The sequence below is a fragment of the Fuerstiella marisgermanici genome (assembly GCF_001983935.1).
Classification (GTDB): Bacteria; Planctomycetota; Planctomycetia; order Planctomycetales; family Planctomycetaceae; genus Fuerstiella; species Fuerstiella marisgermanici.
This window is the reverse complement of record NZ_CP017641.1, coordinates 5,297,083-5,314,328: the sequence shown is the minus strand read 5'-3', so window position 1 is coordinate 5,314,328 and position 17,246 is coordinate 5,297,083. Positions and strand designations below refer to the sequence as shown.

The following is a 17,246-nucleotide window of genomic DNA, read 5'->3' as shown; positions in this document are numbered from 1 at the left end:
GATGGCGTTCACTTTTGTCGACAAACGTTTTTGCCGTTTCAATTACCCTCTTAGGTAGCAGAAACCTGATGTAGTGACCGCAGCACAACCGCGGATTCTTCGGCTTGTAACCGATGCGCCGGCTGCACATGCGGAATAGTCCATTGGTCGCCCCTAAGAGTCCACTCTGAACCCGTCAATCGGCATCATCCGCCTATCAAAACGGATTGCACCATTCGGTATTCGACGGACGACCGACGCTCGAAAGGCAGTTCCCGACAGAATGCCGCGAACGTGTTGCGGTTTTCGCCGAAAGACGTCCGATTCTCAAACCGTTGGGCCAAATCTTTTCTACCTGCTGAATGATGTCAGCAGATGAACATGCAACATTGATCAGCATCGAACGGAGTCGGCTCGATGAACGCGCCATTCATTTCAGAAGCAGCACGCACTTACACTCAGCGACTAGCCACGGCCACTCTTTTGAGTGTCGTCTGCTGTTACTCTGCGGGATGCCAAACCGGTTCCCACGGGACCGTGACCGGGCAGCACAACAGCTGGTCTGCCTCACGCAGCCGCTCGCAAAACGTCGGACACGGTTCGCCATCAGTCGCTGATGGCTCGACATCGCTGACACCGCAATCTACCGACGCGGACCAGTTTCCGGAGCCCGTCGCCAGCAGCGAATTCGACCTTTCCACCGTCCCTGCCCCGCCAGCAGATTCGCAACCTTCTGCGAGTCGCCCGGTTGAAACGCGGTCGGACAAGGTCGCCATGGCGGAAACTAAAGGCGATACGTCACGCCTGAACCCGGTGATGCCTCCCACGCTGGAAGAAGCGACTGAGATCCTCACGTCACTCGGTGCAAAAATTGATCGCGATTTTGATGGCAACGTTCGGACCCTGGACCTGGCGTTCACGCCATTCAACCATTCACACGCGGAACTACTGCCTTTGTTTTCCGGGGTTTCTGAATTGGACCTGACCGGCACAGACATCAACGATTTTGTGCTGAAGCAAATCGCCGAACTCACGTCGCTGCAGTCACTGAAACTGAAAGGCACCGCGATCACGGACGACGGCGTTCAACACATCGCGGCCCTGGACAAACTGAAAATATTGGACCTCGGCCGGACTCAGATTTCTGATGCCGCATTGACGTCACTACGCGGATTGACAGAGCTGAACTACCTGCTGTTGCATCACACAAAAGTGACGGATGCCGGCGTCATTCAGTTGAAGCCGCTGACAAAACTTCGCGGGCTGAACCTGATTGATTCTCAGGTCACAACGAAAGGGCTGTCGCGACTGGAAGAAGACCTGCCGCATTGTCTGGTGGTTTCACAAACCGGAGACGACGTCAGCTACATCCACCTGCCAGCGGAATTTCGCGTCGCGGCTTCACCGGCAAACCACGCTGCCGCTCGCAAGACTGATGCGGACTTGAAGCTGCGTCGTTTGCAACAGTTGGCTCAACAGGACCCCGACTTCGCCGAACAGCTCGCTGAAGTATTTTCTGATAAGGGGCAGTGGGACCGAGCCGTTGCGATTCTTCGAGTCGCCGCCAATGCCAGCCCGCACGATCACGACCTGCAGTACCGATTTGCTGAATCTCTGGCGTACGCTGGCCACACGAAGGAAGCCTACGAATTGTTGAGTCGCCTGGTGGGTGAAGCTTCGGCCAGTTACACGGTCGGTACCGTTGTCTACGACAATGCGTTGCGAGAATCGGAATCATATCTCGAACGCTCCGTGAAGCTGGCACCTCACAATGCCACGGCACGCAAGCGGCTGGAAGAACTGAAGGAAGCCAAATTGTGGGGCACACGAGAAGCTCGTCCGGCAACGCAGGTGTCCACCGTGTCTGCACCTCGCATCATTCCTCGGCCACGCCCATCGTTCTGACGGCCGGATTTGCCTTGCAACGTTTGGCCGTCAGCCGGCGGCGTTTGAACAGCTAACCGAGGTGTTCAGAATCAGGAAGACGGGAAGATTTTATTTTCACGCCACCAGTGCGATTGGCGTCACTTGTGACGAACCTCCTCGGCCGATAATCTGTCGCCCAAGTGACGCAGCCCGCATTGCACGGCTCAGCCAACGCAACGCTGGTGCCCCTCCCGGTCGCACCAGCACGACCGGCCAACCGCGATGCCGCGACACTCAATAGCCAGAAGAACGCTGGGGGTATAGCTCAATCGGTTAGAGCAGCGAACTCATAATTCGTTGGTTGGGGGTTCAAGTCCCTCTACCCCCATTTTCTAAAATGCCGTCTTCTGGCACCGCACATGACCAATCGGCCGCCTGCGGGCTTTCTGGCAGCGTCAGCAGGGCGTGAGTTGTTGCTCGTGGGCTTTTCGAATTGGGCCAAAGAAAAAGCGGGTGTCAGTGACACCCGCAAGCATTCGTCTTTGGATCTTGTCCACGGCTTCTATAGGCCGTCAAATCGAACGCAAACCCCTTGAGTAAAGGGGCTTGCGTGAGTAGCGGTGGAGGGATTCGAACCCCCGACACGCGGATTATGATTCCGCTGCTCTAACCGACTGAGCTACACCGCCAAGGTGGTTGCTCCGAGACGATACGGTCTCGGAATACCGGACGCCGGTGGGCGTCGCGTGCGGTGTTTTATCGGGAATTGGCGAAGGTGTCAACAAGACGGTCCCAGCGGTTTTTCTGGGAAAACATTCATCGAACGGCCACTCGTCGATCGGTGTCCAGCTGAGCTCGAAAACGGTAGCTTCGCAGAAGCCGAGATAACTGGGCGGCGGAGCGGAAGCCTTCTTCTCGATCGAGAATCTGCTGGTCGGGTGAGATCACCAAAATTGTGGGCAGCGACTGAACTCCCATCCGCTTTATCAGCTCACGATTGGTGTCTGCGTTCAGTTCGACGGCGACAAACGTAGCGTTGATTTCGCCAATGATGCCCGCGTTGGTAAAGGTTTCGGCCTTCATGCGTTTGCAGTATCCGCACCAGTCAGCCGTCACTTTCACCAGCATCGGTCGGCCCGTTTGCTGTGAGATTCGGGTGGCTGACTGCATGTCGGTTTCCCACTTTAGAGTTGGCCGATAACTGACGGGGGCGTAGGAATTGGAACGCAGTGGTGGGGCCTGAAGGTTGGGCTGCCGTAGATTCTGCTGGCGAGGTGCGAACCGATTGTTCGAGCCAGCATTCGTTCGCACGTTGTAAGACTGGTAGCTCGGCCGGCTATTCGTGTTGCAGGTGCAATTCGCGATTCCGCAACTGCAATTCGCAGACTGTCCGTTGGTCGAACAGTTGCCGCCCACGCATGCCGCTGTGGGAATTTGTGGCTGCTGAGTTGTTCGAGGAGCGGTACTCGGCCAGACGGCGCCAAACGGATTGGGGAGCGGCTTGCGTGATGCGGGGGCGTTGTGATTTGTCGTTTGGCCAACGGAGTTCGGTGGCGGCATGCGGCAAACGCCGTTTTCACACTGTTGAGCGTTTGCTGCGGTACCAACCAGAAGTACAGAAGCGATAGACAGGATATTGGGAAGCTTGGTCATTTCTCTCTCCAGAAAGGATGTTGTGAACTGGAGAAAGACAGTCGCATGCGGCGTGCCGAAAACTGACCGGCGCGATAAACCTCAACAAAACAAAGCGTTTAAGGGAATATTTGGAAAGTGGGTTAAAGTGGACAGACTATCCGGCCGAGAAGCCGCGGTTGAATGTCGCGAAGAATCAGCGGCATCCGTGACCGAGACGGAACAGGTGCCGTCGGTATGATTACACCGAAACAGGTTTCAATAAGTTTCGGGACCACGCGGGCTTTGTAATTTGGCCAGGAGGGCGCAGACGGAACGACAATTAAAAGTTCGTTCCGCACTTGCGCCTGATCTGTTGTCACTGGCGTCTGCCTGAATCGCCGCAGATAGCTATCGACCCGGCTTTACACAAACTTCGTCTGGCCAGGAATCGCGACTTCCGGAACAGGAACGTCACCCCATTCGTAGGCTTTAGGTGTGAGGTCTTCCTGCGAATCCATGCATTCCTGCCAGGTGAGCTTCTTCCCCGTGTAGGCTGCCATGCGGCCGGAAATCGCCATCATGGTGCTCTTACACATGTAGTCACCATTATTGATGGGGTGAGCCCCTCGGATGCTGGCAAACAGTTCGTCGTGTTCAATCTGGTACATGTCGCCGTTCGGCCCGTCGTACTTCCAGATCTCATTGCCTTCCAGGTCGAAGATGCGATGCTTCATCACGTCGGCTCGGCCCTTGGTCCCTGTGATGTAATCGCTTACGTCGGTTTCGCAGCCCTTCCAGTGTCGACACCGGGCGAACGCCTTCACGCCGACGCTGCTTTCCGTTTTGGTCTTGCCGCTTTTTGTGACGACTTCGGCTTCGTTTTCCCATTCGTAGATCACGTTGAAGTGGTCGTAAATGTTGCCGTACTTGGGATCGGTCCGCACCTGTCGACCGCCGCTGGCGCTGATTGTTGAAGGCGGCTTATCGCCCATTGCCCACATCATTTTGTCCAGGCTGTGAATGTGTTGTTCGACGTTGAAGTCGCCCGACAGCCACGTGTAGTAGTACCAGTTGCGAAGTTGGTATTCCATTTCGCTGTCGCATTCTTCGCGCGTTCTGCGAGGGTCCCAGACTCCCGTTGACATGTAGCTGCACTGCATCGCCACGATATCGCCGATGGTGCCTTTTTTGATCTGTTCGAAGACGGCTTGTTTGGCCGGGTGGTATCGCCAGCACAGGCCGCTGACAAGTGACGTTTTGTTTTCGCGAGCCTTCTCAACCGATTCCAGCACGGACCTGACGCCGGGTGCGTCGACAGCGACCGGCTTTTCACAGAAGACATGTTTGCCGGCTTCGACAGCGGCTTTCAAATGGCGTGGGCGAAAGTGGGGTGTTGAAGCCAACAGCACGACGTCAGACATATCGACGACGCTTTTGTAGGCGTCAAAGCCGGTAAAGCAGTTGTCTTCGGCGACGTTGACTCGCGGTGCTTCGCCTTCTTTGTTGAACTTTCGCTGGAGTGTTTTCCGCGAGTTCATCAGGCGGTCTTCGAAGGCGTCTGCCATTGCCACCAGTTCGACGCCCGAATCAGCCGTCAACGCCTGAGACGCCGCACCAGTACCTCGCCCGCCGCAGCCCACCAGACCGACCTTCAGCAAGTCGCTGCCGCCAGCATACGCACCGGCGGACAATGCGGGAGCGACCGCAAGTGCCGTGGCGGCGGCTGAGGATGTGGTCAAAAACTGGCGTCGGCTGGAACCGGGCTTCGAGGGGTGCGTCATGGTGGACTCCGCGATGAAAGGGCTGATTAAAGGTGGGGCTGCGCGCAGGCAGTGTGATCACGATATTCGTAGATGGCGCCCCGAGTTACAACCGAATTCGGCGACTTTTTGGCCGCCATCCGAAGGGGGGAACGCAGGACCAACACCATTCGCAAATAAATGCTTGTGAGACGTTGTTCTGTCTGCAATTTAAGAAAACGCGTCTGGTTTCGCGAAAGAACGGGCGAACGGACGCTGCCTCAATTGTTCCAGATCGAAGACGCCGCGTTGTTCAGATGGCGAATCCGCACTATCCATCGGGGTTGCTCGCATACGCGACATCAAGCGAAGCCGCACGCGACCAGCGGGAGCACTACCTGCAATTCAGAGCGTTCGCTCTAACCGGCAGGCGGGCCGCCCCGTCTATTCGGGTGGCGGGCTGCTCTGCTTGTTTGATCCGGAGTAGTCGAAGAAGAGGCTGCGTTTGTCGAAGCCGATTTCGATGGTGCGGCGGTCGTTGTTTAGCTTGATACTGTGATAAGACAGACTGCGGCCCAGATCTTCGTCTTCGTACAGGACTTTGCCTGTGCGAGTGTCCAGAATCTTCGCCTGGATCGTCGCGCCGCGTGGGCTGCCGTCTGCGGCTCGTTGAAAGGGCTGCTTCATCAGGATCAACAAGGGTGTGACTGGCGGCGTTGGCGACTGACTGGGGTTAAGAATTCGCAGATATTCGTGCTGAGTTTCGGCCGACCAAACCAGTTCGCCTGAATCCTGGCTGATCGCATAGACGTGGCCGTTGACGATCACCATTGTCGATGAGCTGACAGGGTTTTGTTCGCCGTGGTCCTGATCGAAAACGTCCGTCAGCACCAACCAGTTGCCCTCCGCTGGTCGAAGGTAAAGGTAGCGGCTGTTTTTCGCGACAGGCACTTTCTGATCGGCACACTGAACGCCGCTGACCGTATCAATAATCTGAAGTTGCTCTCCGTCGGACAGCACGGCCAGTTTGCCGTCGACGATGTTTGATACCACAGAATCCTGCGGCAGGTTGAGCGACCATTCGGTTTTGCCGTCGCTAAGGTTTACGAATTCAATCGCCGACGTTTCTTTCGTTCGCTTCAGAAGCAGGCAGCCGCCGTTGCGGACTTCCAATCGCCAAAATTGTTCTTCGCCCGGTTCCAGTTCGAAGTCGCGAATCGATGCATTCGAATTTTCACTCGCATCCGTCCACCATGTCGGCAGCGGCGTGTTTCGCAAAATGGTTCCGTCAATCAGACTTCGAACTTCCACGCTGCCGGATGATTCTGAAACCAGCAGCAGTTCGTCGTCGTTGACGGTCATCGTGCCGTCGTCTGGCAGGCCAGTCACCTGCCACACCGGTTCGCCGGAAAAAGTGTTAAACAAAAGTAACTGGCGCCCGCTGTAAATGGGAACGCCAAACCTGGAAATCGGTCCCACCGGAAACAGGCCACTGGGCCGCATGTCGTACTGAGTTGTTCGTTGCCAACCGGGAATGGCTCGCTGTGTTCGTGAGGCCGATGAAAGGGCTGCCGCGATATTGATTTCCCACAACTGCTTCGGAGGCGAATCCGGCGTCGCTTCGGCACAGTCGAGCACGAACAGCATATGGTTAAGCTTCACCGCAAGCAGCGTGCCGCAGGCGGTGACGTAGGTCGCGGAGACGTTGTTGAAGTCAAAACCAAAACTGCGAGCTCGGTTGGAAACCAAATGGCCGGGAGCAAACGTCCACCGTTCGTGACCATTGGCATCGTACGCGACGACATCGCTGGAACCGAGGTTATGTACGAACGCCCAACGGCCGAACGCACCCACATCGCCGAACAAAGGAATGGCGGTCTGCGGCGCTCCTATCCGGGAATCGACCGGGCCGCCCGCACTGCGAGCCGCCGATTCTGTGACGGTGGGCGTGCCCTGCCATGAGGATTCGCGCGCGGTGCTTTCTGTTTTGGCCTGCCACTCCGCAAGTTGTTCTGGCTCAGGTTGCCCAGCAGCAAATCTTAGACTTCCTTCTACGGAGGTGGTGGAAGGGATGTCGTCGATGGGCCGCGAGCCCGTGATCTCTGCGGTCCGTTGTACCAGGTCGCTGACCAGCTCTTGTCGCCCCGCGTCCCACCAGCGATTCAGTAGTTCAGCCGCAACTGTATTTGTTTTTCTCGTGGAATCGTTCTGCAGCGCGGCGTAGATGACCGCGTCGGCCAGTGCCGCTTCGGAGTCTGTCGACAACGCCGCATCTGGTGAGGTGACGTAGGCAAACGCGGGGTCGATCAGTCCACCCAACAGACACATGTCGATCCACCAGGCTCGAGCTTCGACGTCGGTCTGTGCGCGAATCCGGGACAACAGTTCGGGCTTTACCAGTTCCTGAATTTTCGCTGCGGGCTCCGGGTCGCGTGCGGAAACGGCCGATCGAATGGACGCAGCCGTCGTGCGATAACTGCGGCTCATCAGCGACGCCGACTGAACAAACCCGTCGCGCGTGGCCCATGCCTGATCGAGCATGTTGACGATGTGTTGAGCCACGTTGGCGGGCGGTTCGGTTGGGTCCTGTAGTTGAAATTTCGATGTCAGCTGCTGCAGCTTTTCGAGCTGCCGATAGGACGTGTCCACCTGCTCCCATTGTTCCGGCAGGACAGCCATATCGCGAAACGTCATGCCCAGCATCGACAGTGTTAACGTTTCAATCGCTTCGTCGCGAGGCACGTCTTCGGCAATCAACTGTTGAACGGTTGCTACGCTGGCTGAGTTACTTTTGAAGTCCAGCCGCAGCGATTCCAGCAGCGAATCGACCAGGATTTCGCGCGCCTGCTGTCGGACGTCTGCGGCGACATCGTCGTCAGTTGTTAGAACGTCTTGTAGCGTTTGGTGAGCCTGCTTAATGTCACCATTCAGCAATTGGCGACTGGCCAGTTGCAGGGGAGAAGTCTGATCAGCTTCCACAAAACATCGAACGCCGGTTAGCGACTGCGAGTACAAGCTGCCGTCAACGCACAGAAGGTTTCCGATCTGGTCGTCCGGGACGGGCCGCACGATTAGAGTTCGGCCGGTTGCCAGCTCGAGGCTAACGATCGTTCCCGCCGATGTCGGCACATGCAGGACGCGACCGTCCGTTGCTGCCGACCCCGACACATGTCCCGCTTCAATTTGGACTCGCCAAACTGCCTCGCCATCTTCAAGCCGTAGACTTTCGACGGTGTCCGTGCCGGTTAGCACAACAGAAGATTCGTCAACATATACGATGCGTCGCATGTTGCCGCGTGGGCGAGTCCAGATTTGCTGGCCGGTTTGCAGGTCAAGGCAGATCAGCCGGTCGGAATCGCGTGGCGTGACCACAATTTTGTCGGCCACGATTCGCGGCAATGCGTCCTGCCATCGCGATGACAGATCATTGTCGTCAGAGATGTCTCGACTATGCGCATTGCCGACCACTGCAATCTGCGGATTCAATTCCGGGACAGCAACGTTGGTCGGGTAACGATGCACCCATCGCACCGAATGGTCTTCGGCCGACACGGCCACGATTTTTTCATCACATGTGTTGCAGATCAGCAGGCCGCGACCGTATGACGGGATCACACCGGAATGCATTCGCACCGGATGGTCTCGCAGCGAATGTCGCGGCACGGACAGCAACTGCGAATGCACGGGCCGCAGGCTGAAGGGGCGAGTTGTCTGATCCAGTTGGCCGGGTTGCAGTTGCAGCAGAAAGATGCCCTGATCGTTTTCAGCCATCATGTAGATGCGATCGCCCATCACCAGCGGAGCACCCAGAACGTAAAACCCCTTCAGTGGATTGGGGGCCTCATCCTTCGACGACAACCCAACGCTGCCGCCTAACAGCCCAATCGCCATGCCTGTCTTTAGGTCGTACGCTCGCAGGTAGTTAGTGGTCGGCTGCGAACCGGGAAGATGGTTTTCCCAGTCGAGACGCATGGTTTCCGACGTGACTTCTTCAACAGCGTAAACGGTCGATCCGTCGCACGTCAGCTGTCCCGCGCAGTTTGCTCGCACCAGATGATTCAGCAACGGCGGCGCTAAGATCGCCCGCACTGCCTCGCCGTTCGAGATGCCGCCGAGTTGCGACTGGTCAATCGATTCCAGCGCGGCTTCGAGTTGGGAGTCTGTGTACGCGGATTCCCAGACAAGCTTCCCTGATTTTCGGTTGACGGCTCGGATACTGGCGACGCCACGGAAAATCAAAAAGTCGTCCGTCACCACCGGATGAGCGGCCGGAGCAATGGCGTTGTTCTGATCCAGTTCGATCGCAGCGTTGCGTTCCACATTCTTTGCGGCCGGTTGCAACAGCGGGTTCAGAGCCGGGTTCCACGACGATTCGAACGACGACACGGACCACGCCGACGATAGTACGGCGGGACTCGCACTTTGTTTACGTGTGCGACGATAATTTCCCAGCCGTTGCCGCCATTGGCCTCGTTCAGACGCGACGGCAATTGGCCATCCCTGATCGGCAAGGTCCGCCAGCCACTTACCGGGAGCGACGTCGGCTGCGGGAACAGCGATCTGGCGTTCATCCAAGGTAAGCTGCTGTCCTGCATGAGAACGGATGACGTCGCCGACGTAGTCTTCTGCTTCTTCCGGTAGCCCTGCATTCCACCACAGCAACGCCAGGCGAAGTCGGCTTTCCGCAGATTGGTCGTCGCGCAGCCTAAGCAGCCGTCCAAACTGCAGCGCCGCTGGCAGAAATTCGCCGCGTGAGATACGAAGTTGCACAAGACTTTCCAGCGCCTGTCGGCCCGCGTCTGCGAACTGATACCTTAGAACGACCTTCCGAAGCACGTCTGCATTGCCGCTGAGAATCGCGTCCTGCAATGCGGCGTCAGCTTTCGACGCGATCTGAGTCCGGTACGCGTTTCGAAACGCGGGGGATGAACTTTCGAACAGCGTCTGAAGTTGAGCACGGCTGCCGGCATCGACTCTGTGTTCGCCAGGATCCAGCAGTTCCTGCGACTGAGTCTGCAGGTGCAGCAATGGATCTTCGTGCCCGACAGCCAGCATCCAGGCCGCATCAAACAGGTCGGCCGCGCGGAGTGGTTCGGCGTCCCGCACGTCACGAATATCCAAAATCAGGCGTTCGATTTGCCGCTGTTCCGGATTCTGGTCGGCCTCAGCGTTCGCGTCTTCATCCTGTCCAGGAACGGCCTGAGCACCTCGCGGCACGATGAGTGGCTGAGCCAACGCAACCGGATTCGCGACAGCCAGCCATCCGGCCGTCGCAGCGCAGACGATCAACCACACATGGCCGGGAGCGGCTGGTCGCTGAGTTTTAATTTTACGAACGGTTTGTTGCATGGTTGTTCACAGATGACGGTGTACCGGCGTTTTCCAGCATTCTACGGCCCATATCGACCCCGCGGAAACCGATCCCATGTCGACGAAGGTGGAATTCACCCAAACTTCCGTCTGGCGTAAGTTGAGTCTGCGGTTAAGGAGCCTAGACTACAGCTTGAACAGACTTCGTTTCTCGAAAGCAGTGAAATGTCAGACGACCAGCAGAATCCCGACCAAATGTACGACGCCGCAAACGCTTTGAAGGATGCGGGTGATCTTGAAGGAGCCGTCGAAGCGTTGTTCAAGGTGCTTGAAGTGGATCCCGATCACCTGCACGCAAACATGGCGTTGGGCGTTCACCTGCAGAAGCTGGGCCGTCTGGACGAATCGATTAAGCACGCCGTCCGAGTGACCGAGATTCAGCCGGACGATCCGTTTTCGTTTACTCAGCTGTCCGTCATCTATCAGCGATGCGGCCGCATTCCGGAAGCCGAAGACGCGATGGCTCAGGCTCACGTGCTGCAGGGGCGTCCCGCGAGCACCGGTCAGCCAGACAGCAGCCAGCACGCAGGCGGCGGAAACGGCTAAAGGAAGTCAAAAATGGGGCAGCGGTCATCGTCGCCCCGTTTTGCCATTCTGCCGTTGACCCAGCGATGCAACCACGCCTTTACCGTGCAAAGAGCGTTCTTGCGTCCGTCTTCTTGCGGCGCGGTGAGCTCATCCACGAGCCGCGGCTAATACTGGCTTCCGGCTCGCATCGAAGCCGCATGACGCCCCCAATCCGACGGACGTCGCCGATTTCTTAGCCCGAACGCCTTGCTGCTCACTTGGTTGAGGAGCCGAGCCCGCGCGAAACCGCCGCGTCAGAATCGCGCATTTTGTCTGCAGGCGGCCCCAGTTTTCCGGATTCGCGTGAAGTCGCGGCCATCTCAACTTCCACGGACAGGCGGATATTTGCGTCGGCAACCCTGTACAAATCCACATTGTTTTGGTCTCAGCAGCCGGCAGATCCGGCTAAACCGGTAATGGCTGCCCAGTTTGCCAGACCGTCAATGCAGAAGGGGGCAAGTTGAATAACTGCACGTAATGGTCGCGTTGGATTGCTGCGGTCTGGGTCGTTTGCCGAACTTGATTACAGCAAGACGTGGTTCCGTGCTCTCATGGAGGTTGAAGCGATGTCCCACTCGGACCGCCCTATTATCAGGACAATGTTCGCAGCGTTTACTTTGGTGTTCGTTGCAACGATCTTTATTTCCCCGTCCGCCCACTGTCAGGACGAAGGGGCGCCCAAATGGGGCAAGTGGATCCGTGAGTTCCGTCGCGACAAGCTGCTGAAAAAGCCTTTCCACAATTCGCCGGAAGATGAAGTGAAGGGCCTCGCGTCCAAGCTGCGTGCTCGCGAACTGGACATCCCCAATCGCATTAAGGCGGTCAAGTATCTGTCGCGGTTCCATTGTTCGACCTTCCCCGAAGCACGCGCCATGCTGGTGAAAGTGATGTTGGAAGATAAATGGGAGCCGGTCAGACTGGAAGCAATTCAGGCCCTGCAGGCCATGTTCGAAGAATGTGCCTGCAAGAATGCCGAAGAAGAGGACGAGCCGTCTCGACGCGAGAAGCGTGACGCACTGAAGTACGGTTCCCCGGATTTGGATAGCGCCCGGCAGTGCCTGTGCTGCTGCGACGAGGATACATTGACGGCTCTTGCAAAAGTTGCCTACGAGTTGGACGATAAAGGCTGCCCCTTCGAACCGTCGCGACGAGTTCGCGAAGCGGCTGTCGAAGCAATCGCAGTTTGCGGCATCCCATGCTGCTATAAGCCTTACACGGCCGGTCCGGAAATGGGACCACCAGCGTGGGAAACCGATGAACCTGTGCAGCAGCAGCAAAGCGGTGGCGAAGAAATTCCGGACGAAACGCGGGAACTGAACCCAGTGCCGAGTAACGATGGTTTGCTTCTGCCTGAGCCGATGACCTCCGTCACACCGACAGCAATTCCGCGGCTTTCGAAGGTTTGCCTCGTATCGCTGAAGCAGGGCCAGAAACTGGCACCGAAAACAGAATTCGCTGCACAGTATCGTGGCCGAGTCTATCACTTCGCCAGCCAGGCGGCTCTGGACAAGTTCAATGCATCGCCCGAACAATATGCTGTCGCGTTTGGCGGATGCGACCCGGTTCACTTTGTGAACACAAAGCAGGTCGTGACCGGACGCTACCTCGTAATGCACAACGACAAGTTCTACATGTTCACATCTGAACAGAACTTCGAACTGTTCAAAGCTAACTCTGGTCGTTTCACTGGCCAGTCTACAGATCGCTCACAGCTTGCACTGGCGTCGCCTGGTCGGTAGCGACTGGGATTTGCGAGCACCACCTTCGCTTCGCCGCGAAGGCCTCGGTTGAAACCTGCGATTGTCCAAGGGACACTTCGAAGCTTCGAAGTGTCCCTTTTTTGATTTATGCAGGCAAACAAAATGAGAACCGCGACTGTTTTAGTAACCGCGCTGCTGGCGACAGTAAGCACACACGCCACTGGCCACGCAGCAGAACCATTTACGATCGAACTCCAGAAAGCCTCCTCCGGTTTTGATGGCAAATTCTGCTGGGTTCATGCTCGAGCGGGACTCGTTCCGGCGAAGCACAACGCGGGCGGCGACAATCCTATCGCCGTTATGACGACGCAGAAGCTGATGCTCACAGGTTCCGACGTTTTCTATGCGCTGAATCAGCTGACGTCGATCGATGATGGTGTCACGTGGACGAAGCCACAACGACTGGAACCCTTCGCCCGGCAGACGTTTCAAGGTGTCGCGAGCGACGTGACCGGAGCCGAGATTGCTCCGGAACTGCTGCAGGCGGGCGACCAAACAACCGTGTGCGACTTCGTGCCGAAATGGCACGCCCCGTCAGAACGCCTGCTGGGAATCGGTCACAGCGTGTGGTACCGCAATAACAAAGTGATGCATCGCCGTCCACGAGGCATTGCGTATTCTGTCTACAACCCTACCGCCAAAAATCCGGGCTGGGACACATGGAAGTGCATGGATTTGCCCGACGAGCCGCGTTTTAAGAACGCTGGATCGGGCAGTCAGCAGCGGTGGGACCTTCCCAACGGCGACGTTCTGTTACCCGTGTATTTGAAGGAAGCTGAAGCAAAGCAGTACGCGACGATCGTAATTCGCTGTCAGTTCGACGGGACAACGCTGAAGTATCTGGAACACGGCAACAGTTTGTCGATCCCCGTCAAACGAGGTCTGTATGAACCCTCGGTGACAAAGTTCGGCGACGAATTCTTTCTGACGTTGCGCAATGATGATCACGGCTATGTGGCTCGCAGCAAGGACGGCCTGCACTTTGAAACGCCGATCAAGTGGACGTTTGACGACGGACAGGACCTTGGCAACTATAACACTCAACAGCACTGGATCAGCAATCGCCACGGGCTGTATTTAGTATACACTCGAAAAGGTGCCGACAATGACCACGTGTTCCGCCATCGAGCTCCTTTGTTCATTGCCAAAGTTGATCCCGTTAAATTGCAGGTGATTCGCGAAACAGAACGAGTGCTCGCGCCGGAACGAGGGGCTCGATTGGGAAATTTCGGCATCACCGACGTTTCACCTGACGAAGCCTGGGTCACGGTGACCGAATGGATGCAGCCAGCGACTGCCGCGTCTCACGGTAGCGATAACACGATCTGGGTGGCACGCGTGAAGTGGCCCGCGAAGAACAAGTAAGCCGTTTGCGTTCGCCAGAACTGCTACCGCCCCGTGTTGACCAGAATGGCGACTGCGTCTTCCGGGGCGGCGAAGCGTGAGCGTTCCAGATGCACCGTAATTCGGCTGGAACGCTGATCGCCGTAGACCCAGATTTCCTGCACCGAAAGACCGGAAACAACTTTCACGGGACGCTTCGGCAATCCCATGACAGCGACGATTTGGCTGCGAGTCATGCCTGCCACGACGCGGTGCTCTCGCAACGCCAACGCAATGTCGTCACGCGGCAGTTTCTTCAAATCCTGAGTGGTCATCCAGCGGTCGTCGAGTCGTGTCCAGCCACGTTTTTCCAGCAGCTGCAGAATAGATGCGGCTTCCTTGGGGGCTGCCTTGTTCGCCAGTTGCCACGCCTTCTTCAGCAAGTCGATGCCAGCGTCGCTGTGCTCCAGATTCTTCCAGCGTTCGAAAGCGAACAGGTATTGGTTGGCCAACTGTAACATTCCGTCCAGTTCGCCGTTGTTGAGACGCTTTTCCTGAGCTGCCAACCACGTCTTCAATGTGGCAGTGAATTCACCAGAACGACCAGACTGCCGCAACAGGGTTTCGACGTCGTCCAGTTGTTGCCGCGACATCTCGGGAACTCGCTGCAGACGGTATTCCACATACAGCGATTGTGCGCGAGCGATCTGGGCCTTTTCTTCCGGCACATCGGCCGTCAACTTTGCGGCGATTTCCAGGCCATTGCTTCCGTCCGGTTTCAGGTTTTTCAAAATGTCTTCACTACGGACTCGCTGATAGAACCGCCGATGCATTCGCTGCCGATTCAAGGAATCAGCCTTTTCATATTCGCCGACCATGTCTTTCAAAAAACGTTCTTCGGCGGCTTTGTCTGGAAACTGGTTGTGGCGGTCCCATCCGTCCAGCTGTGACTGCAGGTCCTTCATCAACTTGGTTCGGTTTGCTGACGCCGACTTCGAACGCACCACCAGCGATTCAAACTTAATGGCGTCCGTGACAGATTCCGCAATTCCCGCCGTCGCGCCAGCTTCGGCGAGCTGCAGTAGCGCGGCAGGATCGTCTTTCCGCTGCTGACGCTGCTGGTCGAAGGCCGTCCGGCGAAGGCTTTTGATTTGTTCGGCCAGTTCTTCATCTTCATAGAAGTCTGCGATGGGCTGGTAGTCGTCGGCCAGTTTGTACAGCGCTGCCGGATCTTTGCTGTCGGCTTTTCGGACCTGTGCCGCCAGGCGTTCGCCGTCTGTCAGGTCAATACTGATGCGATTCACATCCAGATAGAATTTACGACCGGATTCGCGCAACGTTCCGGTAAGCGTTAGTCGCTGGCCCACGCGAACGTCGTTCGCCAGCACGGTACCTCGCGCCGGTGTCTGCATGATCGGTAGCTTTTCAAGGCGAAACTGACCTCCCGCGCGACCTTCAAAGCGTCCGGAAATGCGTAGTGCGGTTCGTTGCCGAGCCCACGTCGGCCATTCGGCCTGCCGTTCGATTGCCTGGCGTGCAGTCAGGTCCTCAGCAGCTGAAGCGGTTGAAATTGCCAGCAATAGCCAAACGCTCACGAATGCCGTGCGTGCGACGAGTCCATGCTTTCTGTTCGCGCGATGCCTCATCGCCGGCTCATTTGCAACAGTGTTTGTCGGTTTCGCGACGTCAGTCTTCATCGTTCCATCCCTTCGTGCCGTCTTCTGTCTTCGCGGCGAAATCCAGCGGCACCACGGAATCGCTCGCTCGATGTTCCCATGTCTCTGACGATTCCACGAATTCCTTCTGCCGACTTAGAACGGCAGACAGATCTGTATCGTCGGACGTGTTCAGTCCGACGGACTCGCAATGAGTTTCACTGGTGAGCAACACAAATGACGGCGGGTCCACGAGTAGTCGCCACGCTTCGTGCGATTGTGCGGCAGGTGCCTGAACCGCTTGAAAACGCACGGCAAAGACGGCTCGTTCGTCGTCGGCGTGCGAAATTAGGTCGGCCAGTTGCGGCAGCGGAACGTATGCGTCAACAGGATGCCGACCAGGCGCCGCCGGAAGCTCCATCAGGTACACGCCTGTCTGATTGCTGGCTGCCGTTAACCATGAATCGAACACAAACCAACCCGACGTGACAGCGGTCAGCAGCTGTTGTTCCGCGTCGGCGACCAGTCGGTCCTGATCGTCATACGCGCCTGCGAAGTCTGTCAGCAGGTCGGTCATCGCCAAATTGTTAATGGCTTTCGTTTCCTGCAGAAGGTTCAGCCGCGATCGCCACTCGGCATCGTTTTTTCCAAGCAGGTAACCTGCATCGACAGATTCCTGCAGTACGGCTTCCAATTGAATCACGTCCGAAGCAGCCAAAAAGTCGTCGATGTCTTCCGCCGATCGCAACCATGTTTGTCGAGCGGCCTCGACTTGTTGCTGATACGCCATCCAATATCCTGTCAGCCCGACGACGGCCACCATGCCCAGCATCAGCAAACGAAACGGAGTGCACGTTCGCCGCAAGGCTGCCTTCACATCGAATTGCGGCATCTGCAACGTCCGCCGACGCGGTTGATCAACATCGGGACTCGTTTGAGCGTCCGTCGCAGCTCGCGTGTCAGCATCGGAGGCTACTCCGCCGCGACGCGTTTTTCGCTTTCTCTGTTTGATGTCCTCAGGTTCGTCGACCGTCTTGCGATCGGGCAGCAGCTCAGAAACGACGGTTTTCAGCCGTTCAGAAAACGGGCCGCCCAGAATTTCACTGCTAACGCTCGGCGTGGCGGGATACACATTGACGGGCAGAACAAACACCCCATGGCTGCATTTCGGGCATTCGGCTTCAATCCATGTTGCTCGCCGCAACCCGGTCACGCGTGCGCCGCATTTGCATTCCACATCAAACGGCGTCTCCACGTCAGTGGCGGAACCGCCGCCGAGCTGCGTTCTGAGTCGTTTGAGTTTTTGAAAGGAAGGCGGCATGTCTGGCGTTGTGAAGGTGTAAGGCGGCCGATCGCGATTCTCTGTGGAAAGG

9 protein-coding genes and 2 tRNA genes are annotated in these 17,246 nt (G+C 57.0%); 5 read left to right on the top strand and 6 right to left on the bottom strand.

Annotation, left to right across the window (positions count from 1 at the left end):
• Window positions 1-396 precede the first annotated feature (396 nt).
• Window positions 397-1,884 (top strand): hypothetical protein, encoded by a 1,488-nt coding sequence (locus Fuma_RS19785; RefSeq protein WP_077025639.1) that lies wholly within the window; start codon window positions 397-399, stop codon window positions 1,882-1,884.
• 275 nt (window positions 1,885-2,159) lie between these two features.
• A tRNA-Ile gene (locus tag Fuma_RS19780) sits at window positions 2,160-2,233 on the top strand.
• 227 nt (window positions 2,234-2,460) lie between these two features.
• Here Fuma_RS19780 and Fuma_RS19775 read toward each other — a convergent pair.
• From Fuma_RS19775 to Fuma_RS19760, 4 genes are all read right to left on the bottom strand, one after another.
• Window positions 2,461-2,534: transfer RNA gene (locus Fuma_RS19775), tRNA-Met, on the bottom strand.
• A 127-nt stretch (window positions 2,535-2,661) separates the two neighbouring features.
• On the bottom strand, window positions 2,662-3,498 hold the full coding sequence (locus tag Fuma_RS19770) for a thioredoxin family protein (protein WP_077025638.1): 837 nt from the start codon (window positions 3,496-3,498) through the stop codon (window positions 2,662-2,664).
• Between the two features lie 383 nt (window positions 3,499-3,881).
• A complete protein-coding gene (locus Fuma_RS19765) occupies window positions 3,882-5,240 on the bottom strand; it encodes a Gfo/Idh/MocA family protein (protein ID WP_077025637.1) in 1,359 nt (452 codons plus the stop codon).
• A 402-nt stretch (window positions 5,241-5,642) separates the two neighbouring features.
• Window positions 5,643-10,547 carry an outer membrane protein assembly factor BamB family protein gene (locus tag Fuma_RS19760; protein WP_077025636.1) on the bottom strand — a complete coding sequence of 1,635 codons (4,905 nt, stop codon included), beginning with the start codon at window positions 10,545-10,547 and terminating at the stop codon, window positions 5,643-5,645.
• Between the two features lie 186 nt (window positions 10,548-10,733).
• On the opposite strand from Fuma_RS19760, the gene Fuma_RS19755 reads away from it, so the two are divergent.
• The 3 genes from Fuma_RS19755 to Fuma_RS19745 all read left to right on the top strand — a co-directional run bounded on the left by Fuma_RS19755 (window position 10,734) and on the right by Fuma_RS19745 (window position 14,260).
• Window positions 10,734-11,114 (top strand): tetratricopeptide repeat protein, encoded by a 381-nt coding sequence (locus Fuma_RS19755; protein ID WP_077025635.1) that lies wholly within the window; start codon window positions 10,734-10,736, stop codon window positions 11,112-11,114.
• 587 nt (window positions 11,115-11,701) lie between these two features.
• The gene (locus Fuma_RS19750) at window positions 11,702-12,874 is read left to right on the top strand and encodes a YHS domain-containing protein (protein WP_158521068.1); all 1,173 of its coding nucleotides are present in this window, start codon (window positions 11,702-11,704) and stop codon (window positions 12,872-12,874) included.
• 123 nt (window positions 12,875-12,997) lie between these two features.
• Window positions 12,998-14,260: a sialidase gene (locus tag Fuma_RS19745; protein WP_077028437.1), complete on the top strand. Its 1,263-nt coding sequence runs from the start codon at window positions 12,998-13,000 to the stop codon at window positions 14,258-14,260.
• A 23-nt stretch (window positions 14,261-14,283) separates the two neighbouring features.
• Here Fuma_RS19745 and Fuma_RS19740 read toward each other — a convergent pair whose 3' ends face one another.
• Both Fuma_RS19740 and Fuma_RS19735 read right to left on the bottom strand, forming a co-directional pair.
• Window positions 14,284-15,915 carry a hypothetical protein gene (locus Fuma_RS19740; protein WP_077025633.1) on the bottom strand — a complete coding sequence of 544 codons (1,632 nt, stop codon included), beginning with the start codon at window positions 15,913-15,915 and terminating at the stop codon, window positions 14,284-14,286.
• Entirely contained in the window at window positions 15,905-17,194 is a 1,290-nt protein-coding gene (locus Fuma_RS19735; RefSeq protein WP_077025632.1) for a hypothetical protein, read from the bottom strand. The genes Fuma_RS19740 and Fuma_RS19735 overlap by 11 nt, the downstream gene beginning before the upstream one ends.
• Window positions 17,195-17,246: the final 52 nt, after the last annotated feature.